The sequence below is a fragment of the Pantoea sp. SGAir0215 genome, from assembly GCF_043543215.1.
Genome location: NZ_CP028031.1, coordinates 583,505 through 607,105, shown reverse-complemented (window position 1 = coordinate 607,105; position 23,601 = coordinate 583,505). Strand labels below are relative to the sequence as shown.

The following is a 23,601-nucleotide window of genomic DNA, read 5'->3' as shown; positions in this document are numbered from 1 at the left end:
GAAAAAAATCAATGTTCTTCAGATGCCATCGACAGATAGACAATCGTGAGGACCATGAAGATGAAAGCCTGTAGCGAAATGATCAGGATGTGGAAAATGGCCCACGGCACATTCAGAACCCACTGTGACCACCACGGCAACAGACCGGCAATAAGGATAAAGATCAGTTCACCCGCATACATGTTACCGAACAGTCGCAGACCGAGAGAAACCGGTTTGGACAGCAGGCTAACACCTTCCAGAATCAGGTTGATGGGGATAAAGATCGGGTGATTAAAAGGCTGCAGCGTCAGCTCTTTCGTGAAGCCGCCAATGCCTTTCATTTTGATGCTGTAGAACAGAATCAAAATAAAGACGCCCAACGCCATAGATAACGTGATGTTCACGTCTGCGGACGGCACAACGCGAAGCGCTGGCAGGCCTAACCAATGCTCACCGATATACGGCAGCAGATCGATTGGCAGCAGATCCATGAAGTTCATCAGGAAGACCCAGACAAAAATTGTCAGAGCCAGCGGGGCGATAAGTTTACTTTTACCGTGATACATGTCGCGCACGTTGCTATCAACGAAACCGACAACCAGCTCGATAGCCGCCTGCATTTTCCCTGGCACACCGCTGGTGACGCTTTTCGCCACGCTACGGAACAACACCAGGAAGATAACTCCCAGCACCAGAGAGAAAAACATGGAATCGATATTTAATACCCAGAACGTCGCGGGAGCGTCGTGAGCATTCACTAACTCGAAGGTACGCAGGTCCAACTGAAGATGAGTCAGGTGGTGACCAATGTACTCTTGCGGAGTAGAGATTTCTCCTGCAGCCATGATGCCTCTTACCCTTTGTTGTTAATTACCGCCGGTGCCAACATCTGTACGACCAGCACCGATAACCAGGCTACTCCGACCGGCCAAAAGACCGCATCGAATACACCCAACGCCACAATGAGCAAAATAATGGTCGCGAACACTTTGGCTATTTCACCCAAAGCAAAGCTCCATGCGACGCGCCCCGATGCCGGGGTTTGCCCTTGCAGGCGCCAGGCTATAAACAAGAACAACACGTTCGGCAGCCAGGCTGCCACGCCGCCAGCAAGTGCAGAGGCGCCCCAGGTCATATCTTTCAGGGCAAAAAAGAGAACACCGACGATGACAATGGTCACTAACTGAATCATCAGCACCGTTCGGGCGTATTTTACACTGTAAAGAGACACTGACATGACGCTGATACTCTCCTGCCCCTTTAGGGGTATGTCGCGTGTCGTATAAGACTGCCTTTGTGCATTTGAGTCAAGTAGCAAAAGCCGTGCAAATTATACGGGCCGCACCTGTGATTTCAATCGTTAAGTAACGAAAAGGTGAACAATTATCTAAATTTCTTTCCGAAGGACTATTTTTCCAAAGATAGAGAGCCGGTCGTTACGAATTACACGCCGAAAAGTTCGGTCGTCATGCTGTTTTAAAGCGTGCTTTAGATCACATAATAAGCATTCGCACCGTAGCAGGTTTTATCGTCCTGTAATTACCTGAGCTAAGAATCAATAAATAAACCCTTTATGGAAAGTTACTTAAAAAGAATTACCGCCTCATTTTTTCGTAATGGCGATAAAAAGGGTCTATTGACATCGAAGACGGGTTCAGAATCGTAAAATGCTTATTCCCCGTGACCACATTTCATTGCCGTTTAACCGGATAATGGGTGATTCACACCTGGAAAATTCCAGGAATGCGTGATTATTTTGATAAAAAGTTGTGAAGTAAAAGTTAAATGTGAAAAAGTTTTTCAGATAATTTCCGCGTGGGTATTTAACATTGCGAGGTGAAATAACCGATGAGACAAATGTCGCCCTACCGCATCTTTGGTAACACATGCACCATGCCTCGTCGTCGCGCACGGTGCAAACTTCAGCTATTCACGTCCGATAATGACCAGGTGACGTTCACCCTCAAGCTGGGGTACCCGCAATGCAACCACGCTATCAAGCACATAGCCCGCAGGCAGGTTGGCAATTTCATCATCAGGCCGTACGCCTTTAAGAGCATAAAAGTGGCCGTCTTCCGCCGGTAAGTGGTGGCACCAGCTCACCATATCGTCCAGGGAGGCAAAAGCACGGCTGATGACGCCGTCAAATGGCGGCTCTGCAGGAAAGTCCTCTACCCTGCTCTGCACTGGCGTGATATTGGTCAAACCGAGTTCATGCTGGACCTGCCGTAAAAAACGCACACGCTTACCGAGGCTGTCCAGTAAAGTGAAATGCGCATCAGGCATGACGATGGACAGAGGAATACCAGGTAAGCCCGGCCCTGTCCCGACATCGATAAAGCGGGCACCTTTAAGATGCGGCGCAACCACAATGCTGTCCAGAATATGGCGCACCAGCATCTGCTGGGGATCCCGTACGGACGTCAGATTGTAGGCTTTATTCCATTTATCCAGCAGCCCGACGTAGGCTACCAGTTGCTGTTTTTGTTGATCGGTAAGAGAAATGTTTGCCGCTTGCAGCAGCGAAGTGAGTTTGTTGATCACAGCATAAGTCCAGTCAGCGGGGGCGGGTAAGCCCGCCCCGGTTCAGATCAGGCGCTTTTGCGCAACAGACCTTGTTTTTTCAGGTAAATAAGTAAAATCGAGATTGCCGCAGGCGTAATGCCTGAAATGCGTGACGCCTGACCAATTGACGTGGGTTTATGATCGTTCAGCTTGGCGATAACTTCATTGGACAGACCGCTGACCTGACGATAATCCAGCGTCGCAGGCAGTAATGTATTTTCGTTTCGCAGCTGACGTTCAATCTCTTCCTGCTGGCGCGCAATATAACCTTCGTATTTCACCTGGATTTCGACCTGCTCAGCAGCCTGCTCATCGGTTAACGCCGGGCCAAATGCTTCCAGCGTCATCAGTTTCAGGTAGGTCATTTCAGGACGACGGAGCAAATCTTCACCGCTGGCTTCTTTCGTCAACGGTGCGCTGGTTACGGTATTCACGTCGGCGATGTTTGCGGATTTAGGATGGACCCAAATATCACGCAGTCGCTGACGCTCCTGCTCGATCGCTTCCAGCTTCTGGTTAAAGCGCGCCCAGCGCGCATCGTCCACCAGACCGAGTTCGCGACCCGTTTCCGTCAGACGCAAATCGGCGTTGTCTTCACGCAGCATCAAACGGTATTCAGCACGCGAGGTAAACATGCGATACGGTTCTTTGGTGCCGAGCGTACAAAGATCGTCCACCAGCACGCCCAGATAGGCCTGGTCACGACGTGGCGCCCAGCTTTCCTTATCAGCAGACTGTCTTGCCGCATTCAGGCCTGCCAGCAAGCCCTGGGCCGCCGCTTCTTCGTAACCGGTGGTGCCGTTGATCTGGCCAGCAAAGAACAGACCGGCAATAAATTTGCTTTCCAGCGTGGGTTTCAGATCACGTGGGTCGAAAAAATCATACTCAATGGCATAGCCCGGGCGCACGATTTTTGCATTTTCCATACCCTGCATAGAACGTACGATCTGCATCTGCACATCGAATGGCAGGCTGGTGGAGATACCGTTCGGGTAGATCTCGTTGCTGGTCAGCCCTTCAGGCTCAAGGAAAATCTGATGCGAATTGCGATCGGAAAAGCGCATGACTTTGTCTTCAATCGAAGGGCAATAGCGTGGGCCGATCCCTTCGATGATCCCGGCATACATGGGGCTACGATCGAGGTTATTGCGGATCACATCATGCGTTTTTTCATTGGTATAGGTGATCCAGCACGGAACCTGCTGAGGATGCTGTGACGCGCTTCCCATGAACGAAAACACAGGCATGGGGTTGTCGCCATGCTGCGGCGATAACACGCTGAAGTCGATGCTACGTGCGTCAATACGCGGCGGTGTGCCGGTTTTCAGACGATTAACACGTAAGGGTAACGCCCGCAGACGTTTCGCCAGCGGGATAGAAGGGGGATCACCCGCGCGTCCACCGCTGTAGTTATCCAGCCCGATATGAATTTTCCCGTCAAGGAACGTGCCCACGGTTAACACAACGGTTTTGGCACGGAACTTCAGGCCCATTTGCGTCACAGCACCGACGACACGATCGTTTTCAACGATGAGATCATCGACGGCCTGCTGGAAGATCATCAGGTTGGGCTGATTCTCCAGTGCTGTACGCACAGCCTGACGGTAAAGCACGCGGTCGGCCTGCGCACGCGTTGCCCGAACAGCAGGGCCTTTACTGGCGTTTAGTATCCTAAACTGAATGCCGGCCTGGTCGATCGCGCTGGCCATCAAACCGCCTAAGGCATCCACTTCCTTTACCAAATGTCCTTTGCCGATACCACCGATCGCCGGATTGCAGGACATTTGTCCCAGCGTATCAATGTTATGGGTCAGTAACAGGGTTTGCTGACCCATTCGGGCTGCTGCCATGGCAGCTTCCGTGCCCGCATGACCACCACCAATAACGATGACGTCAAAAGGATCTTGATAAAACATGAAGTGGTACCTCATTGATGAATAGTCAGAGATCGTTCTCTCTGGGCGGTGGATTCTACTGAAATTATGGCTGAGGCGAAAGCAGCGGGATCGTCAGGTTTAAAAGATAAGATCTTTATTCTTTATATGATCTCTCTGTTAGATCTCTTATTAGGATCGCCATGCCTTGTGGATATCTGCGGAAACCTCAAAGGAAACAAGTTGGTAGCGAGGATCGATACCTGTGAATGATCGGTGATCCCGATCCGTATAAGCTGGGATCAAAACAGGTCCTTATCCACAGCTCAGAAAGTAAACTACGGTTGTTCTTTGGATAACTACCGGTTATACGCAGAAAAGCAGGGTAGTTATCCACAAAACAAACAGCAGGATCCGACGAAAAACAATATTATCTGCTGGGGATCGTCATTATTTCACGATCCCACACCCGCTCAGATCGCGGATTTCCAGGTCATCACCCATTCTTCAGCCGGATCTTCAGGGATCTCATGTTCGAGAATGTCGATTTCCAGTCGTTCACCGATACGCTGCGCGCCGCAGGCAATCAGCAGAGCATCAATATTGCGGATGGCGCCACAAAACAGATCGTACTCATGATTGCCAATGCCAACAGCCCCAAAACGGACGGCAGACAGATCGGGACGGCTTTCATTAATAGCATCATAAAAAGGTTGCAGATTGTCAGGTAACTCACCGGCGCCGTGGGTTGAACTTACCACCAGCCAGATGCCTTCCTGCGGCACCTCTCCCAGCTCAGGGCCATGCAGCATCTGCGTAGAGAAGCCCGCTTCCTGCAGTTTTTCTTCGAGATGTTCGGCAACATATTCGGCGCTGCCTAAGGTGCTGCCACTGATTAACGTAATGTCGGCCATCGTGCTCTCCTGAGGTGAAGCCGGTATTGTACGCTGTGATCAAGCAGTGATCCACCTGTGGAAAACAAGGTTATTAGGTTAGATAAACCCGATACAGCCGTTGTCAGACGGCTGATCGTCAAAGGATAAGATTGTGCACAAGCCGGTGGAAAGATCAGGGCTTGATGGTTCGCATAATTGGATTTTGCAGTGAGATCAGTGTCTCAGTGGACTGGATTTCGTCGATGGTCTGGATCTTATTGATTAACACCTGCTGCAGGGCATCGATAGAACGACACATGACTTTAATGAAAATACTGTAGTGCCCGGTGGTGTACCAGGCTTCCACGACCTCATCCAGGGCTTCAAGCTTGCTGAGGGCTGCCGGGTAATCACGGGCGCTTTTCAGGATAATGCCGATAAAACAGCAGACATCAAAACCCAGCTGACGCGGGTCAATCTCGACCCGCGTGCCCAGAATGATGCCCGCCTGCTTCATCTTTTCGACGCGTACATGAATCGTTCCCGGACTGACATTGAACTGTTTGGCCAGCTCGGCGTAGGCGGTTCGCGCATTTTCCAGCAGGGCATTCAGAATGCCCCGGTCCAGATTATCCAGCTGCAGATGGTCAGGCATTGTCATCCTCGTTATCGTTTTTCTTCAATGAACTGAGGAGAATGTGCAGCAAAATAACGGCCCTGGCAACCAACGGACAGCGGCACGTGCCGCTGCCCACGGGTTAACGCTTACGCCAGAGCGTGACCTGGGCAAGCGTGTGCTGGAACTTACGGGCGGTTTCACGAATCACAAACGGCACGTCCTGTGGCGAACCGATTTGCTCAAAGTCTGCCGCCAGCAGGCGTTGTAGCGCCTGTAAGGTCGTCAGCGCTTCGCCATTTTCCCTTACCCCGCCCAACCAGTTTTCCTTCGGCGTAAACTCTTCAAGCCAGGTGTATGGCGATGACAGAACCAGAAGGCCACCCGAGCGGATCATGGGGGTGACATCATGAAGGAACCGGGCCGGCTGGCGCAGGCGATCAATCAGATTTGATGCCAGGACCAGATCGTAACGTGTAGGCTGGGGTTTCATATTACAGGCATCACCCTGGATAAACTGAATACGCTTTGCCTGTTCGCTGGTAACAGAAAAGTCCTTAAGCCTTACCTGACGATACTCAACCAACTCGCCTTCTTCCGGCACGACATAACGGAAATCCTCACCCGTGGTCAGCTGTAACGCGACATCAATAAAGCGTGCCGAGTAATCCATGCCGGTCACATGCGCAAAGTGACGAGCCAGCTCAAAGCTCGCGCGGCCCGTCGCGCAGCCGATATCCAGTGCCTCTCCGCGGTTCTTACAGTGCGGCAGCGCCAGTGTGACCAGCGCTTCTGCATAGTTATCAACGCCGAAATACCGTGGGCCGTATTGGAAATCGAGATATTGTGAAACCATGCTGTCGGTTTCATAAGGGTTCAGCGCCATGGTTTCCTGATGGGAAGAAACGACATAGCGGAAGCCGGCATGCTGGAAAAAGTGGCGACGGAAGGCATAACGTGACGATTTAATGGCTTCATTGCCAGTCGATATCCAACTGCCACCTTTAATAAGTGAATGCTTACCATCAAAGGTAGGTGTCGAGAAATCATCGTAAAGGGGATGAACTTTGAAGCCCTCAAAGCCATTGGTTGGCGTAGTCGTCCACTGCCAGACGTTCCCCACGATGTCAAAGAACTCACCCTGTGGGAAGCGATCAACAGGACAGGATGAAGCCCAGTAGGCCAGGTTTATGTTGCCCGGCGCCTGATCCCAGTCTGGCTGGTCGCCTTCAACCTGTTCACGCAACTGGTACCATTCTGCTTCGCAAGGCAACTGCACAGATTTTCCGGTTTCCTCGGCTTTCCAGCGGCAAAACGCGGCCGCTTCCAACTGATTCACCTCAGCAGGCCAGTCCCATGGCATTGCCACTTCTTCGCACATCAAACGCAGTTTTAGCTGATCGGGCATCGCGGCGTTGCCGACCCAGAAGGTCGGCATTGTCGCCCTGGCAAACTTACGCCAGCCCAGCCCTTCTTCATCCCACCAGCGATCGTTCTGGTAACCGCCCGCTTCGATAAAGGTATAAAACTCGGCATTACTGACCAGCATTTTGCTGGCTTTAAACGGTTTCAGCTCGGTCTGCTGCGTGCCGTATTCGTTGTCCCAGCCGTAGGTGTCATCGGTTTTACCCAGCGTAATCAGTCCGCCTGGCTGAGAAACCAGGCTGTTTGTCGGGACGGACTGGCGATCGTGACGCGCTTCGCTGCAGACCGGCCATTGTGGTTGCGGTTTTACCCATTCAACCGGTAACTGCCGAATCAGTACGCTGGATGTTTCAAGATGAATACGTTCATGCTCAATGCCCATCAAAATAACCCAGGCCGGACTGTCCCAGCTAACAGGCAATTCCAGCGGCATCGTTTCAATAAACTGCGTCACCAGTGCTTTCACACTGCCGCGATAATCGCGTACAGCTTCCACTGAAGGCCAGTCATAGTGACTGTCATTAAGATCATCCCAGCTCATTTCATCGACGCCTATTGCCAGCATCGCTTCGATGCGATCGTCAATACGTGAGTCGATGTAGCGGCCTGCCATGAGCTTGTTTATATAAAAGGTGGCGGTGTGGCCGAAATAGAAGATCAGCGGATGACGCAGCGGTATCGCTTTTGTAAACCAGGCGCGTTGATCGTTGAGGCAGGTAAACAGATCCTCGTACAGCGCCCAGGTCTGGTTGAAATAAGCCAGGAGCTCGGCACGTTTTTGTTCGACGTTTTGGCCAGCGAGCAGCAATGTTCGGGTTGGGGCTGGCAAATCATGATGGTGTTGAACAGCGTTCACAGGGCACTCCAGATTGCTGAATAAGTAATTGCAGATATTTACTATAAAGCAAAATGGAATTTCTGCCGTAGGGCTTAACGGCGCCAGTGACGCAATAAACGGCTTTTTATGCCGGTATCAAAACGCCAGATATGGTCAAAGATACGCATGATGCCGGGTTTTCCGTGCGCAGACATGGCGACAGCGTGAAAGCGTTGCTGCTGCTGTTGCTGGCGATGTTTAACGCTGCGCACAACCTCATCTGGCAGGCGTTGCGCGATAAAATCAGACACGATGACGGCATCCGCATCCTGCCATTGCGGCCCTTCCATGCGGGCAATGACGGCGGAAAGGCAGGCTGCCAGGTCGGTGCCACCGCGAAAACGCTGGCTGAGAAAACGAATGGCCTGCTCCAGTCCGTCATCGCTCGTTAATTCGTAACCAATTACGTCATGCGCGAATAACATGATGTAACAGCGCCGCCGATCGGCCAGCGCAATCTTGAGAAGGGCCAGGCAAAAGGCTTTTGCACATCGCTCATTGAAACCGCCCATCGAGCCGGACGTATCGACACAAACGATAAAGGGGCCACGTGGCTGTTCTTCATGCTGCTGGTGGCTGACCGGACGCTGAGTGATCTTTTCGTGCCACGCGTCACCCTGAAGTTTGTAAGTAAGTAATCGCTTCTCTACCAGGCGGCGGTAAAACTCAAGTTCCAGTTCACTGACGCTTAATGCCGCAAGCTCGGGCGGTAATAAACGCAGCACATCATCGCTCTGATGAATACCGCTGACTTCTTCCGGCACGGCATCCGGTTCGCGTACCAGATGATGGAATGTTTCCAGCGGGGCATCCTGTGAAGGCACCGACTTTGCTTCCCGGCTGCGGCCCAGTTGCTGAGCCAGCTTCATTAATTCAGGCTGCTGCGCAAGAAAATCCCCATATTGCAGCATCAACTCGTAATCGCCGTGCTGGAGCGGGGCTTTGCCCATATCCCACAAGCGTCCGGCTGCGGCTTCGTCATCATCCGCCAGTACCGGCGCCAGCTGCCCGCTCAGCGCCATACGTTGCTGCAACTCTGCCATCAGACGTTCACGCTGCTGCTCAAGGAGTTGTTCATTCAGCGTGAGCGTTTGCAGTGTGAGGCTGAGCCGCCAGCGTTGCAGGAATAAGGTATGTTGTGCGGTGCTGAGATTACCGGGATCGTTATGCAGCAGCAGCCGTCGAGCTTCCTCTAAGAAAGGGGACGTCAGGCGTTCGAGGTGAGCAAGCGTTTCATCAAGCTGCTGGCTAAATTCACGATCGCTGAGTAACTGAATACGCTGAAACAGCTGAAATTCTTCCGCCAGCATGTCGGGAACGGGCGTGGCTTTGAGTTCGGCGTCAATCTCGGCTTTCCAGCGAGGGACGTCACGTAGCAGCGCCTTCTTCATACCGGGGAATTTTTCAAAGAACAGCGCCAGCTGTGGAGACGCGAGTAAGGCCAGAATAAGCTCTTCAATCAGGTCCGTTTCGCCGATTGACAGCAATGTACTCAGCGTCTCCAGTGAGATCATTTACGCGCCTGTTTGAGCTGTTCCGCCACATCCTGCAGGCTGGTTTCGACGCGTGCCAGCCAGTCATCGCTGATAAACAGGCAACGTTGCTGCTGGCTGAAAAGGTGACGCTGTTGACGCAACTGGCCGTCAAGTTCATCCAGCGCGTCGCTGATTTCCTGCGGCAAGGCATCGGCGCTGCTGGCACCCGGCAATGTCAGCCTGGCGGTTTGCAAACTGACGTCGCGTATCGCCAGGCAGTGCTGCGCATCCACCAGCAAATCCAGCGTCTGCGCAAAACCGATGCCATTTAATTTACCGCGCACATCACCACCTTTTTGCAGCCAGTGATCCAGCGCTTCGCGCTCGATCACCAAATGCGTCACCTGCATGTCGTGCAGCACCAGGGGTTTCTGCAACATCAGGGTTAACTGTGCCTCGGTAAAGCTTTCGGGCAAATCGTAATGGGGTTTACGGCTAAACATACCGCTGTGTTTTTCCAGCGTAATTGCAGCAGCGACGCTTTGCTGCTGTTGCAACGCCAGCCGACGCGCTTTGAGCTGCTGGAGTTTCAGCAGGATCGTTTGCTGTTGCCAGGCGTGCTGCGTCATCAACTGATCGATTTCACTGTCCAGAATTTTCATCGATGCGACGTCGTGCCACAGGCAGTCCTTAAGCAGGATCAGATCGAGAGGCGCTATCGCATTGCGGCCACTGTAAAAAGCGCTGGCCTGCAACAGGTGAATGGCTTTTTTCCAGCGGCGATCGGAAATGTAGGGTGCCTCTGGTAGCTTCTCCAGGTGCTGACGTAGCTGGTAAATCAGTTCAAAGACATTATCCGGCAACGCAACCTGACTGATGCCTTGCTGCCATTGCACATATTCTTCGTCACTGATGCGCAGCGACTCGGCTACCGGATTGTCATTTTCATCCTGCTGGTGGGTCAGCATGCTGCGGAAGTTTTGTTTTTCATGCACGTTGTCCAGCCACAGGCGGATCAACATACGGTCATACAGGGCTTCCAGTCCGCTGTCGGCTTCCGGTAACTCATTCGAGGCGGTGACCAGCAGGCGCATCGGAATTTTTTCTTCGCTATCGCCATTGCGAAAGCGGCGTTCGTTGATGGCGGTGAGCAGCGTATTCAGGATGGCCGGGCCGGCTTTCCAGATCTCATCCAGAAAAACGATTTCAGCGTCCGGTAAATAACCTTTGGTCAGCCTCTGATAGCGGCCTTCATCTTTCAATGCCTGGATGGAAAGGGGACCAAAGACTTCTTCCGGTGTGGAGAAGCGGGTCATCAAATATTCAAAGGCACGGGCATGTTGAAAGGCGCATTTCAGTCGGCGGGCAATCAGGCTTTTTGCAATACCTGGCGGGCCAAGTAAAAAAACGCTTTCGCCGCTAAGTGCGGCCAGCAGGCAAAGGCGAATGGCATGATGTCGCTCATACAAACCTTTTTCTAACGCATTGCTGAGCCGAGAAATTCTTTCTGCCAAAAGATGGGGTTGAGCCATAATCACATCTATGTCCTTACGATCGTCGAGCCGCAGCGTTTTAGCGAACGCAATACTCTATAGGGTATGATGCGCGAAAGCGTTAATCGATGTCAGCTTTTTTGTTTCATAAGGTTCGATAGCGCGGCTTTTAATGTTAATAAGAACGCAAGAAATCAGGGGATGACCGCCTGTAACCCTGACGGCGGAGTATAAATTTTCGTGAATACGTGCATACTGTGCGCTTTTTGATGGCTTGAGCGCCTCTCAGAATCTAACAAAAGATCATTTTATGAGCTCTGATAATAAGCACTCACTAGGCGGATTAACGCTGGCGGCTATTGGGGTCGTCTATGGCGATATCGGTACCAGCCCGCTTTATACCTTACGCGAATGTCTTTCGGGACAGTTTGGTTTTGGCGTTGAACGGGATGCCGTCTTTGGCTTTCTTTCGCTGATTTTCTGGCTGCTGGTGCTGGTGGTCTCGTTGAAATACATCAGCTACGTTATGCGTGCTGATAATGCCGGAGAAGGCGGTATTCTGACGCTGATGTCGTTGGCGGGCCGACATACGGGCGGGCGCATAACGGCAACGCTGGTAATTATGGGACTGATTGGCGGCAGCTTCTTCTATGGCGAAGTGGTGATTACGCCAGCCGTCTCCGTCCTGTCAGCGATTGAAGGGCTGGAAATCGCCGCGCCCAACCTGGACAGCTATATTGTTCCGCTGGCAATCACCGTGCTTACGCTGCTGTTTATTATCCAGAAACACGGTACAGGGATTGTCGGTAAACTGTTTGCGCCGGTCATGCTGCTGTGGTTTATCGTGCTGGCAATACTGGGCGCACGAAGCATTGCCAACAATCCTGAGGTACTCCAGGCGCTGAATCCTTACTGGGCGCTGCACTTCTTTGTGGAATATAAATCGGTGTCCTTCTTTGCGCTTGGCGCCGTTGTGCTGGCGATTACGGGCGTTGAAGCGCTGTATGCAGACATGGGGCACTTCGGTAAGTTTCCTATTCGTCTGGCGTGGTTTGTGGTGGTGCTGCCGTCGCTGGTGCTCAACTATTTTGGTCAGGGTGCGCTGTTGCTGAAACACCCGGAAGCGATCAAAAACCCGTTTTTCCTGCTGGCACCCGACTGGGCGCTTGTCCCCATGTTGATTCTGGCAACGTTAGCCACCGTCATCGCCTCGCAGGCGGTTATTTCCGGCGTATTCTCGTTAACCCGACAGGCCGTGCGTCTCGGCTATCTGCCGCCCATGCGCATTGTTCATACCTCAGAAAAAGAGTCAGGCCAGATCTATATCCCAATCATTAACTGGCTGCTCTATTTCTCTGTGGTGATTGTGATTATTGGTTTTGAGCATTCGAGTAATCTTGCTGCGGCGTACGGGATTGCGGTCACGGGCACAATGGTGCTGACCTCTGTGCTTTGCGCGACCGTCGCGATAATGAACTGGCACTGGAATCGCTATCTGGTTGGACTGATTTTGATTGCCATGCTGTGCATTGACGTATCCCTGTTCTCGGCCAACCTGATCAAGATTTTCTCCGGTGGCTGGCTGCCGCTGACTCTGGCATTGATGATGTTTATCGTGATGACGACATGGAAGAGTGAACGCTTCCGTTTGCTGCGTCGTATGCATGAACACGGCAACTCTCTGGAGGCAATGATTGCTTCTCTGGAAAAATCGCCGCCTGTGCGCGTGCCCGGAACGGCGGTTTATATGTCACGCGCACTAAATGTGATCCCTTTTGCCATGCTGCATAACCTTAAGCACAATAAGGTGCTGCACGAACGCGTGGTGTTATTAACACTGCGCACAGAAGACGCGCCCTATGTGCATAACGTCAGACGCGTGACTATCGAACAGTTGTCGCCGACCTTCTGGCGTGTGGTAGCCAGTTACGGCTGGCGTGAAACGCCAAACGTAGAGGAGATTTTCCATCGTTGTGGGCTGGAGGGACTGAACTGCCGCATGATGGAGACCTCATTCTTTATGTCTCATGAGTCGCTGATTATCGGCAAACGGCCATGGTATCTGCGACTGCGCGGCAAGCTGTTCATGACGCTACAGCGCAATGCGCTACGTGCGCCCGATCAGTTTGAGATTCCGCCTAACCGGGTGATTGAACTGGGTACCCAGGTCGAGATTTAACAGCATGCGCCTGCCTGTCAGGCGCTTTTTTTTACCAGCTCAGGCTGACGCACAGCCCGCCTTCCGGAAGCTGACTGAAGTGCAGCGTCATGCCATGTAACTGGGCAATATTGCGCACAATAGATAAACCTAATCCACTGCCGCTTTTCTCCTGCCCTGGCGGACGCCAGAAACGCTCACCCAGTCGTTGTAGCGCGTCGGGTGATAAACGGTTGCCGTTATCTTCCACTCGCAATCTTCCTGACTGAAGAATCAGATCTACGTTGCTGCCTGGCGGTGTATAACGAATGGCGTTATCAAGCAGATTCCTTATCAGCAAAGACAGCAGCAAGGGATGTCCCGAAATGACCGGATCGGCTTCAGCATTGAAGCGCAACCGGATATCACTTTTCTCTGCCAGCGGCAGCTGTGAGGCCAGGGTTTCCTGCGCCACTTTCTTCAGCATGACAGGCTGGAACGCGTTACGGGCATCCTCTGCTTCAATGCGCGACAGCGTCAGTAACTGATCCACCAGACGTGTCGCCCGGACAATGCCCGCATCCAACTGCTGAAGTGCATGCGTGCGCATTGCCTCGTCATCGGCGGCCAGTTGGATGACCTCGCTTTGTACCTGCAGGGCCGCCAGCGGACTGCGTAATTCGTGCGCCGCATCGGACGTGAAGCGGCGTTCCCGCTGCACCATCGTATGAATTCGACCAAACAGCCCATTCAGCGCGTCAATGACCGGGCGCACCTCTTTCGGCACGCGGTCAGCCTGTAAAGGCGCATCATCATCAGGTGCGCGTTGAGCCAGTTGCTGGCTGAGCTTTTTTAGCGGGCGGAGTTCATACCAGACCAGGCCCGTTAACATCAGCAGCATAAAGGGGAGTGAAATCAGCCAGGGCAGCGTGCTGGTCTTCACGATATCGTTGGCCATGTCATCCCGGTATTCCCATTCCTGACCCACCACTACGCGGTAGCGTTGATCGGGCGTGGTCAGCCAGACTAACCGCCAGGGATCGTCATCGTCCCTGAGCTGACCATTCAGAAAGCCCTGATGATCGGCATTAAAGAGAAGATCTTTGCCGTTATCGCCATCGTTGAGGACCGGTTTTCCATCACGCGTAAAGACGGCAAAGGCCAGCGCATCATCATCCTGTTCGCCCCGGTTATGGGGCAGTATTTTTTTACTCCTGGGAAGCGAGGTTTCGTTCACTGAGGTGAAATTCAGCGTCAGCAGGCGCTTTGCAAGTAACAGTTGCTGCGTATCAAACAGCTCATTGATCGTTTCGCGCGTCTGGTAGCGAGCGCTCAGCGTGGCCGCTCCCCAGCAGATGCCGAGTATCAACATCAGGCCAATGCCCAGACGCAGGAATAAGCTCATCGATCGCATTCGCTTTCCCCCAGCGTATAGCCCACGCCGTGAATCGTGCGAATAAAGCGTTGGCCTAATTTCCTGCGCAGATGATGAATATGCACCTCCACCGCATTACTCGAAACCTCGGTATCCCAGGTGTAAAGTTTTTCTTCTAACTGGCTGCGCGTCAGCACGCGCCCCGGGTTACGCATAAACAGTTCCAGCAGCGCCATCTCGCGGCTTTTTAGTTCAACGCTGGCCCCGTTTTGTACCACGCTGAGGTTACCGGGGATCAATACGACATCGCCGTGACGCAGTTCGGGTTGCAGTTGCCCGTGGCGTCGTCGAATCAGTGCCTGTAAACGCGCGGCGACTTCGGTCAGCGCAAAGGGTTTGCACAGATAATCGTCCGCGCCCATCTGTAATCCTTCAACCCGTTGGTCGAGTGCATCGCGCGCCGTCAGAATGAGTACCGGGACATCGTAGCCCTGCTGACGCCACTGACGCAGAATGTCCAGCCCGTCACGCTCCGGCAGGGACAAATCAAGCACAACCGCATCCCACGGGGCGGCATTCAGGGCCTGAAATCCGGCCTCGCCTGAGACAAACCAGTCGACGCTAAACCCCAGCTTGCTGAGTCCAGCCTTAATGCCGTCGCCGATCAGGCGATCGTCCTCAATCAGTAAAATGCGCATCGTCTCTCCCTTTTAATAAGCGATTTATACGAAGCGAAATGGCGGTTGTACAGCGAGTCTGGCTAAAAAAAGAGGATATTTTCCCCTTAAGATCCTGTTAAGAACTGTGTGGTTTACTGCTTTCACTGAAAGAACGGATTCACAGACAAGAGGTGACGAAATGAAAAAGTATGCTGCACTTATCGCTGTAACACTGTTAGCGTCTGCGCCTGTACTGGCGGCACAACAAGGCGGTTTTGTTGACCCGAATGCGCCTGCACCGGCAGCACACACGCAGCAGGGTGGTTTTCACGCCGATCACACCAGCGTCGTGACGGTGAAGCAGGCTGAAGCGATGAAAGATGACAGCTGGATTACCGTAAGGGGCCAGCTTGAAAAACAAACGGGTAACGAAGATTATTTGTTCCGCGATGAAAGCGGCACAATGACGGTCGAGATCGACCATAAACGCTGGAATGGCGTCACGGTTTCGCCGAAAGATCGGGTTGAGCTGACAGGTGAACTGGATAAAGACTTCAACAGCATTGAACTGGATGTGAAACAGGTTAAGAAGCTTCCTTAATCACCCGTGACCGGACCGTATTGACGGTCCGGTTTTCCTTTCATAACAGTCCCTAACTCAAATCCCCTCCGGCAATATCGAAACGTTTCGATAGCGATCACAAATTTCTTCTCCAGTGGTTGAATTGTAACCTTCTTTTTATACACTCCAGAAAGCGAAACGTTTCGCTCTGGAGTGGAAAAATGAAAAAAGGTCGCCTGTTAAACGCTGAACTCTCTTACGTTATCGCCCGCCTGGGCCATACAGATACGTTGACGATCGCTGATGCGGGGTTGCCCATTCCGGCAGAAACGCAGCGTATCGATCTGGCACTGATACCGGGTACGCCAGGCTTCATGCAGGTGGTGGAAGCGGTAACGCATGAGATGCAGGTGGAAAGCGCCTTTATCGCGGAAGAAATTAAGCAACACAATCCGCAGCTCCATAGCGAACTGATCGCCGTGCTCGACGCATTGCAACAGCACCAGGGAAATCGCATTACCATCCGCTACATCAGTCATGAACAGTTTAAACAACAAACACAACGTAGCCAGGCGGTCATTCGCAGCGGAGAGTGCTCTCCGTATGCGAATGTCATCCTGAGTGCCGGTGTGACCTTCTGAGGCCGTTATGCAACCGTTACTGCAGCTCAAAGGCATCGAAAAAGCGTTTCCGGGCGTGAAAGCATTAAATGGCGCGTCGCTGTCCGTCTGGGCAGGACGCGTTATGGCATTAGTCGGTGAGAATGGCGCCGGCAAGTCCACCATGATGAAGGTGCTGACCGGGATTTATACCCGTGACGCCGGATCACTACAGTGGCTGGGCGAAGAAACCACCTTCAGTGGACCGAAAGCCTCGCAGGAAGCCGGTATCGGCATTATCCATCAGGAGCTCAACCTGATCCCGCAGTTGACTGTGGCAGAAAACATCTTTCTTGGGCGTGAATTCATTAATGGTTTTGGTCGCATTAACTGGAAGCGGATGTATGCGGAGGCGGATGCGCTCCTGAAACGCCTGAATCTGCGTTTTAGCAGTCACAAGCTGGTGGGCGATTTATCCATCGGCGATCAACAAATGGTCGAAATTGCCAAGGTTCTGAGCTTTGAATCGAAAGTCATCATTATGGATGAGCCCACGGATGCGCTGACGGATACTGAAACATTGTCCTTGTTCCGGGTGATCAATGAACTGAAGGCGCAAGGATGCGGCATCGTTTATATCTCTCATCGCATGAAAGAAATTTTTGAGATTTGTGATGACGTGACGGTCTTCCGTGACGGGCAATTTATTGCAGAGCGTCCGGTCGCCGAGATGAGCGAAGAGAGCCTGATCGAAATGATGGTGGGACGCAAATTAGAAGATCAGTATCCCCATCTGGATGAGGCGCCCGGCGAAATTCGTCTTAAGGTTCAGAACCTCAGCGGCCCTGGCGTGGATGACGTCAGCTTTACCTTACGTAAAGGCGAAATTCTCGGCGTATCGGGCCTGATGGGCGCAGGCCGGACAGAGTTAATGAAAATTTTGTATGGTGCCTTGCCCCGTACCGGGGGGCAGGTCTGGCTGAGTGGACGTGAAGTCGTGATCCGTTCTCCTCAGGATGGCCTGGCTAACGGCATCGTTTATATCTCCGAAGATCGCAAGCGCGATGGCCTGGTGTTAGGCATGTCAGTCAAAGAAAACATGTCGCTTACCGCCTTACGCTATTTCAGTCACCCGGCTGGCAGACTGCGCCATGCGGAAGAGCAGCTCGCTGTAAAAGATTTCATTCGCTTATTTAACGTGAAAACGCCGTCGATGGAGCAGCCGATTGGCCTGTTATCGGGCGGGAATCAGCAGAAGGTGGCGATAGCCCGTGGATTGATGACGCGCCCTAACGTGTTGATTCTTGACGAACCGACGCGCGGCGTGGACGTCGGGGCCAAAAAAGAGATCTATCAGCTGATTAATCAGTTCAAAGCTGAAGGGCTGAGCATCATCCTGGTGTCGTCAGAAATGCCAGAGGTGCTGGGCATGAGTGACCGTATTGTCGTGATGCATGAAGGCCGTTTAAGCGGCGAATTTAGCCGTGAAGAAGCTACCCAGGAAAGCCTGATGGCAGCAGCCGTCGGTAAGCAACACAGTGAGGATTTAGTTGTATGACCACCCAAACCGTTCCATCTAACCGTCGCTGGTTCAGCAAAGCCTGGCTACTTGAGCAAAAATCGCTGATTGCGCTGATTGTGTTGATTGCTGTGGTGGCGAGCCAGAGCCCGAATTTCTTTACTGTGGCCAACCTGTTCAACATTCTTCAGCAGACATCGGTCAATGCCATCATGGCTGTGGGAATGACCCTGGTCATTTTAACGTCCGGCATCGATCTTTCCGTCGGCTCGCTGCTGGCGCTGACGGGCGCGGTGGCCGCCTCGCTGGTAGGCATGGAGGTGAATGCCTTTGTTGCCGTTGCAGCCTCCCTGGTGCTGGGCGCGGCGATAGGTGCGGTCACGGGAACCATCGTGGCGCGGGGCAAGGTGCAGGCGTTTATCGCTACGCTGGTCATGATGTTACTGCTGCGCGGCGTCACCATGGTTTATACCAACGGCAGTCCGGTCAATACCGGTTTCAACGATAATGCCGATCTGTTTGGCTGGATTGGTATTGGTCGTCCGCTGGGTATTCCAACCCCGGTCTGGCTGATGGCGCTGGTGTTTGTCGCCGCCTGGTACATGCTGCATCACACGCGCCTGGGTCGCTATATTTATGCGTTGGGCGGTAATGAGGCGGCCACGCGTCTCTCCGGCATCAACGTTAACCGTGTGAAAGTTATTGTTTACTCATTGTCTGGCATGCTGGCCGCGCTGGCGGGATCGATTGAAGTGGCGCGTCTGTCTTCTGCCCAGCCAACAGCGGGTACAGGCTATGAACTGGACGCTATCGCGGCTGTCGTGCTGGGCGGAACGAGTCTGGCAGGCGGTAAAGGCCGCGTCGTTGGCACCTTAATTGGCGCATTAATCCTTGGCTTTTTAAACAATGGATTAAATCTGATGGGTGTATCTTCCTACTACCAGATGATCGTCAAAGCAGTCGTTATTCTGCTGGCGGTGCTGGTGGATAATAAAAGCAGCAAATAACTCAGACTCTTATACAGGATAAAATGATGAAAAAGTTAACTGCACTCGCTGTCATTCTTGGCGCAACCCTCAGCGCCAGCGCAATGGCGAAAGATACCATTGCCCTTGTTATCTCTACGCTGAATAACCCGTTCTTTGTGTCCCTGAAAGACGGCGCGCAAAAAGAAGCGGACAAACTGGGTTACAACCTGGTCGTGCTGGATTCACAGAACAACCCTGCGAAAGAACTGGCTAACGTGCAGGATCTGACGGTTCGCGGCACCAAAGCACTGCTGATCAACCCAACCGATTCTGACTCTGTAGGCAATGCCATCAAGCTGGCTAACCAGGCAAAAATCCCTGTTATCACGCTGGATCGCGTGGCGGCTCAGGGTACCGTGGTAAGCCATGTTGCATCTGATAACCGCTTCGGCGGAAAAATGGCAGGTGACTTTATTGCCCGTAAACTGGGTGATGGCGCGAAAATCATCGAATTAGAAGGGATCGCGGGAACTTCAGCAGCCCGTGAACGTGGCGAAGGCTTCCAGAAAGCCGTTGATGCACACAAGTTCAAGGTTCTGGCCAGCCAGCCTGCTGACTTTGACCGTACTAAAGGCCTGAACGTGATGCAGAACCTGTTGCAGGCGCATCCAGATGTGCAGGCGGTATTTGCCCAGAACGACGAAATGGCACTGGGTGCCCTGCGTGCACTGCAGACTGCTGGCAAGACCGATGTGCTGGTGGTGGGCTTTGACGGCACGCCAGATGGTGTGAAAGCCGTTGAAGGCGGTAAGCTGGCGGCGACCGTTGCTCAGATGCCAGAGAAAATTGGCATGATCGGCGTTCAGACTGCTGATAAAGTGCTGAAAGGCGAAAAAGTGCAGGCAGTTTATCCAGTTGATTTGAAACTGGTTACTAAATAAATCAAAGAAAAGCAGGGCACTGCGCCACCCATCGGTGGCGCACTTATTTCGGACTCTCCCAATGAGCAAACACGCAAAACTGGCCGTTCTCGGCAGCATCAATGCTGACCATATCCTTAACCTGGCACACTTTCCCCGTCCCGGCGAAACGGTGATCGGGCAGAAATATCAGATTGCGTTTGGTGGTAAAGGCGCCAATCAGGCTGTTGCTGCCGGCCGTGCGGGCGCTGATATTGCCTTTATTGCTTGTGTCGGTGCCGATGACATTGGTGAACGTGTCTGTCAGCAACTCGCGCAGGATAAGATTGATACCCAGCCGGTAGAGGTCATTGAGGGTGAATCGACGGGCGTTGCGATGATCTTCGTCAATGGCGAAGGCGAAAATAATATAGGCATCTATTCCGGTGCGAATGCCGCGTTAACGCCAGCCTACGTCGCGCGTCACCAGCAGGTTATCGCCGGGGCTGACGCATTACTGATGCAGCTTGAATCGCCACTGGACAGCGTGGTAGCGGCGGCAACCCTTGCCCGACAGCATCAGACGCAGGTCATTTTGAATCCTGCGCCAGCAACGGCTCTGCCGGACAGTCTGTTAGCGCTGGTTGACGTGATTACGCCAAACGAGACTGAGGCTGAAATCCTGACAGGAATCGCCGTCAGAAATGATGAGGACGCTGCGCGTGCGGCGGCTGCGTTACATAATAAAGGCATCCCCACTGTCTTGATCACCCTGGGACGCCGTGGCGTCTGGCTGAGTGAAAAGGGCCAGGGGCAACGTGTTGCGGGTTTTGACGTGAAAGCCGTAGATACGATTGCGGCGGGTGATACGTTTAACGGCGCGTTTATCACAGCACGTCTTGAAGGCAAGGCCATGCTGGATGCCGTTCGCTTTGCGCACGCTGCTGCGGCAATTGCGGTAACCCGTTCGGGAGCACAGCCCTCTGTACCCTGGCGTGCCGAGATCGACGACTTTTTACAGCAACAGGGTTAAGCGCTTGGCTACGATGAAAGATGTCGCCCGGCTGGCGGGCGTCTCCACCTCAACGGTTTCACACGTCATCAACAAGAATCGTTTTGTGAGCGATGGGGTGCGTGAAAAAATCGAACAGGCGATTCGCGATCTGAACTATGCGCCGTCGGCACTGGCTCGTAGCCTCAAGCTTAACCAAACCCATACGATCGGCATGCTACTGACCGCCAGCAGTAACCCCTTTTATGCCGAAGTGGTACGTGGTGTTGAAGACAGCTGTTATGAGCGTGGATACAGCCTGATTCTGTGCAATACCGCCGGGGACGAAGACCGTATGAATCGTAGCCTGGAAACCTTGCTGCAAAAGCGGGTCGATGGTTTGCTGATTATGTGCACGGAAAGCCATTTACCGTCGGCGGAAATCCTGAATCGTTATCCTTCTATTCCTATGGTGATGATGGACTGGGCGCCTTTCGAAGGGCGGGGCGATATCATTCAGGATAACGCGCTGTTGGGGGGTGAACTGGCGACACAGCATCTGATTGACAGCGGATATTCGCGAATCGCCTGTATTTCCGGGCCGCTTGATAAAACCCCGGCGCGCATGCGCCTTGAAGGTTTTCATCAGGCAATGCAGAAAAACGGTCTGGAGGTCCCGCCAGACTATGTCGTGAGCGGTGACTTTGAGTTTGCGGGCGGTTATAACGCCATGTTCGAACTGTTGGCGCTGGATACCCCACCGCATGCCGTTTTTACCAGCAACGACGCGATGGCGGTTGGGGTTTACCATGCACTACATCAGGCCGGCTTGCAGATTCCGCAGGATATGGCGGTGATGGGATATGATGACGTGGAACTGGCGCGCTATATGTCGCCGCCGCTGAGCACCATTCATCAACCGAAAGATGAGCTGGGTGAACTGGCTATTGATACGTTGATTTATCGTCTGAGTAATCCCGACGTCAGCCAGCAGACGCTGGTACTGACGCCGGAACTGGTTCCGCGGGGATCGGTTTAAGCTTTCTTCTTTTTATCGCGATTTTTAATCAGGTTGCGTCCGTCGCCATTGCGCAGCATCGTAAACGTCAGCGCTGACAGGACGGTGACGATGCCCATCGTCAGAAAGGTAGAATGGAACTGTTCTACTGTCGTGCTATCAAATTCCTGATAAAAGCGCAGGACAGCTGCACTCACGGCCACCCCAAAGCTGATCGCGAGCTGCTGTGTCACCGCGAGTACACTGTTGCCGCCACTGGCATTGTCGTCATCCAAATCAGCCAGGGTAATGGTGTTCATTGCCGTAAACTGGGTGGACATCGCCATACCTAACAGAAAGAGTGGAATTAATAAGAACGCAATATCCTCAGAAGGTGACTGCAGCGAGAAGCTGGCGATCATCACGCCAATGATCATCGTAATACTGACTAACAGGCGGCGATAGCCAAACCAGCGCAGTAATTGCGTCACGCTTTGTTTAGCCAGAATGGAGCCAATGGCTGTGGGGGCCATCATGCAGCCAGCCAGAATCGCAGAATAGCCAAATCCTACCTGAAGCATCAGCGGCATCAAAAACGGCACGCAACCAGTGCCCAGCCGCGAAGCGATGTTACCAATGATGCCTACCGAGAATGTGCGTGTTTTAAACATGGGCAGATTGATCAACGGCGAGGGATGACGCCGGGCATGGGCTATATAGAGGAGCAACAAGACAACGCCGCCAGTCAGAACGCCTGCCGCAAGCCAGGGTGAGACAATACGCTCACCAAACAGCTCTATGCCGGTAGAGATCATCACTAATCCAATGCCGAACAATAAAAATCCCAGAAAGTCGAAGCGGCGCTTTGGTGTCGTGAAGTCAGGCATGAATTTACGTGCATAGACGATGCCGAGCAGACCTATCGGAATGTTTATCAGGAAGATCCAGTGCCAGGTGGCATAGGTCACCATGATTCCCCCCAGCAACGGCCCTAGTATCGGTCCGACTAATCCCGGCATGGTGACAAAGTTGAGAATAGGTAAGAGTTCACTACGGGGATAGGCACGCAGAAGTGCCAGCCGCGCGACGGGCATCATCATCGCGCCACCCACGCCCTGAATAACGCGCGATGTGACCAGTATTGATAAGGAGGGCGATAAGGCACAGGCAAGTGAACCCAGCGTAAACAGCGAAACGGCAATAATAAAGATCTTGCGTGTGCCAAAGCGGTCTGCAAGCCATCCACTAACCGGAATAAGCATGGCAACAGTTAAGGTGTAGCTGATAACGGCGGACTGCATGGCTAGCGGGGAACGTTCAAGGCTGGTAGCGATCGCGGGCAGCGCGGTATTGAGTATCGTGGCATCCAGTGACTGCATAAAGAAGGCCATAGCGGCAATCCATGGCAGACCGGCCATACTGCGCGCGGATTTAATCATTGAGCGTCCTTCGTAATGTCTTCGGCAAAGAATATAAAAAAGAATAGCATTGGCAGAAATGCACAATACGCCTCTTTCAACCGATATGTGGTGATTTCCGTGCGTTATTTACGCAGGATGTGTTGCTTTTTACCCCGTTCGTTTAAAAATGAATCGCTCAGTCATTTTTTTATAATTAATGCTTGTCACCCAGAAAGAACGCCCTATAATGCGCCTCCACTGACACGGCACAACGGCTTACGTAACGCGGTGTTCAGCAGAGAACTCCCCGGAG

The 23,601-nt window shown here is 52.8% G+C and carries 20 protein-coding genes; 8 read left to right on the top strand and 12 right to left on the bottom strand.

Features of this window, described 5'->3' with window-relative positions; translation table 11 throughout:
• Positions 1–8: 8 nt before the first annotated feature.
• The 9 genes from atpB to ravA form a co-directional block, all read right to left on the bottom strand.
• The gene (atpB, locus tag C1N64_RS02970; RefSeq protein ID WP_033737226.1) at positions 9–827 is read right to left on the bottom strand and encodes a F0F1 ATP synthase subunit A; all 819 of its coding nucleotides are present in this window, start codon (positions 825–827) and stop codon (positions 9–11) included.
• Positions 828–835: 8 nt separating this feature from the next.
• Positions 836–1,219: a F0F1 ATP synthase subunit I gene (atpI, locus tag C1N64_RS02965; RefSeq protein WP_006121196.1), complete on the bottom strand. Its 384-nt coding sequence runs from the start codon at positions 1,217–1,219 to the stop codon at positions 836–838.
• Positions 1,220–1,908: 689 nt separating this feature from the next.
• Positions 1,909–2,526, bottom strand: a complete 618-nt coding sequence (gene rsmG / locus C1N64_RS02960; protein ID WP_205955816.1) for a 16S rRNA (guanine(527)-N(7))-methyltransferase RsmG — start codon at positions 2,524–2,526, stop codon at positions 1,909–1,911.
• A gap of 47 nt (positions 2,527–2,573) precedes the next feature.
• Complete coding sequence (mnmG, locus tag C1N64_RS02955) at positions 2,574–4,463, bottom strand: tRNA uridine-5-carboxymethylaminomethyl(34) synthesis enzyme MnmG (protein ID WP_394515240.1); 1,890 nt, start codon at positions 4,461–4,463, stop codon at positions 2,574–2,576.
• A gap of 431 nt (positions 4,464–4,894) precedes the next feature.
• On the bottom strand, positions 4,895–5,335 hold the full coding sequence (gene mioC, locus C1N64_RS02950) for an FMN-binding protein MioC (RefSeq protein ID WP_006121193.1): 441 nt from the start codon (positions 5,333–5,335) through the stop codon (positions 4,895–4,897).
• A gap of 154 nt (positions 5,336–5,489) precedes the next feature.
• Positions 5,490–5,951: a transcriptional regulator AsnC gene (gene asnC / locus C1N64_RS02945; RefSeq protein ID WP_006121192.1), complete on the bottom strand. Its 462-nt coding sequence runs from the start codon at positions 5,949–5,951 to the stop codon at positions 5,490–5,492.
• A 103-nt stretch (positions 5,952–6,054) separates the two neighbouring features.
• The gene (ovoA, locus tag C1N64_RS02940) at positions 6,055–8,193 is read right to left on the bottom strand and encodes a 5-histidylcysteine sulfoxide synthase (RefSeq protein ID WP_394515239.1); all 2,139 of its coding nucleotides are present in this window, start codon (positions 8,191–8,193) and stop codon (positions 6,055–6,057) included.
• A gap of 74 nt (positions 8,194–8,267) precedes the next feature.
• The gene (gene viaA, locus C1N64_RS02935; protein ID WP_394515238.1) at positions 8,268–9,728 is read right to left on the bottom strand and encodes an ATPase RavA stimulator ViaA; all 1,461 of its coding nucleotides are present in this window, start codon (positions 9,726–9,728) and stop codon (positions 8,268–8,270) included.
• A complete protein-coding gene (gene ravA / locus C1N64_RS02930; protein ID WP_033737396.1) occupies positions 9,725–11,221 on the bottom strand; it encodes an ATPase RavA in 1,497 nt (498 codons plus the stop codon). The genes viaA and ravA overlap by 4 nt, the downstream gene beginning before the upstream one ends.
• 271 nt (positions 11,222–11,492) lie before the next feature.
• Here ravA and kup point away from each other — a divergent pair, with 271 nt between their 5' ends.
• Positions 11,493–13,361, top strand: a complete 1,869-nt coding sequence (gene kup, locus C1N64_RS02925) for a low affinity potassium transporter Kup (RefSeq protein WP_006121188.1) — start codon at positions 11,493–11,495, stop codon at positions 13,359–13,361.
• 31 nt (positions 13,362–13,392) lie between these two features.
• Here the strand turns inward: kup and qseC are convergent, their stop codons facing one another.
• Together qseC and qseB are read right to left on the bottom strand one after the other, a co-directional pair.
• Positions 13,393–14,733: a quorum sensing histidine kinase QseC gene (qseC, locus tag C1N64_RS02920; protein ID WP_174250599.1), complete on the bottom strand. Its 1,341-nt coding sequence runs from the start codon at positions 14,731–14,733 to the stop codon at positions 13,393–13,395.
• Positions 14,721–15,392: a quorum sensing response regulator transcription factor QseB gene (gene qseB / locus C1N64_RS02915; RefSeq protein WP_006121187.1), complete on the bottom strand. Its 672-nt coding sequence runs from the start codon at positions 15,390–15,392 to the stop codon at positions 14,721–14,723. The genes qseC and qseB overlap by 13 nt, the downstream gene beginning before the upstream one ends.
• Before the next feature lie 160 nt (positions 15,393–15,552).
• Between qseB and C1N64_RS02910 the strand changes: the two genes are divergently transcribed.
• The 7 genes from C1N64_RS02910 to rbsR all read left to right on the top strand — a co-directional run bounded on the left by C1N64_RS02910 (position 15,553) and on the right by rbsR (position 21,930).
• A complete protein-coding gene (locus tag C1N64_RS02910) occupies positions 15,553–15,954 on the top strand; it encodes a YgiW/YdeI family stress tolerance OB fold protein (protein ID WP_006121186.1) in 402 nt (133 codons plus the stop codon).
• Between the two features lie 182 nt (positions 15,955–16,136).
• Entirely contained in the window at positions 16,137–16,556 is a 420-nt protein-coding gene (gene rbsD / locus C1N64_RS02905; protein ID WP_006121185.1) for a D-ribose pyranase, read from the top strand.
• Between the two features lie 7 nt (positions 16,557–16,563).
• Positions 16,564–18,072, top strand: coding sequence for a ribose ABC transporter ATP-binding protein RbsA (gene rbsA, locus C1N64_RS02900; RefSeq protein WP_006121184.1), 1,509 nt, complete (start codon positions 16,564–16,566; stop codon positions 18,070–18,072).
• Positions 18,069–19,040, top strand: a complete 972-nt coding sequence (gene rbsC, locus C1N64_RS02895) for a ribose ABC transporter permease (RefSeq protein WP_006121183.1) — start codon at positions 18,069–18,071, stop codon at positions 19,038–19,040. Before rbsA ends, rbsC begins: the two co-directional genes overlap by 4 nt.
• A 26-nt stretch (positions 19,041–19,066) precedes the next feature.
• Entirely contained in the window at positions 19,067–19,942 is an 876-nt protein-coding gene (gene rbsB / locus C1N64_RS02890) for a ribose ABC transporter substrate-binding protein RbsB (protein WP_033737208.1), read from the top strand.
• 61 nt (positions 19,943–20,003) lie between these two features.
• Positions 20,004–20,933 carry a ribokinase gene (gene rbsK / locus C1N64_RS02885; RefSeq protein ID WP_006121181.1) on the top strand — a complete coding sequence of 310 codons (930 nt, stop codon included), beginning with the start codon at positions 20,004–20,006 and terminating at the stop codon, positions 20,931–20,933.
• Between the two features lie 13 nt (positions 20,934–20,946).
• A complete protein-coding gene (gene rbsR / locus C1N64_RS02880; protein ID WP_033737206.1) occupies positions 20,947–21,930 on the top strand; it encodes a ribose operon transcriptional repressor RbsR in 984 nt (327 codons plus the stop codon).
• On the opposite strand, the gene mdtD is transcribed toward rbsR, so the two are convergent.
• Positions 21,927–23,327 carry a multidrug transporter subunit MdtD gene (gene mdtD / locus C1N64_RS02875; protein WP_006121179.1) on the bottom strand — a complete coding sequence of 467 codons (1,401 nt, stop codon included), beginning with the start codon at positions 23,325–23,327 and terminating at the stop codon, positions 21,927–21,929. The two genes, rbsR and mdtD, sit on opposite strands and share 4 nt — an antisense overlap.
• Positions 23,328–23,601: the final 274 nt, after the last annotated feature.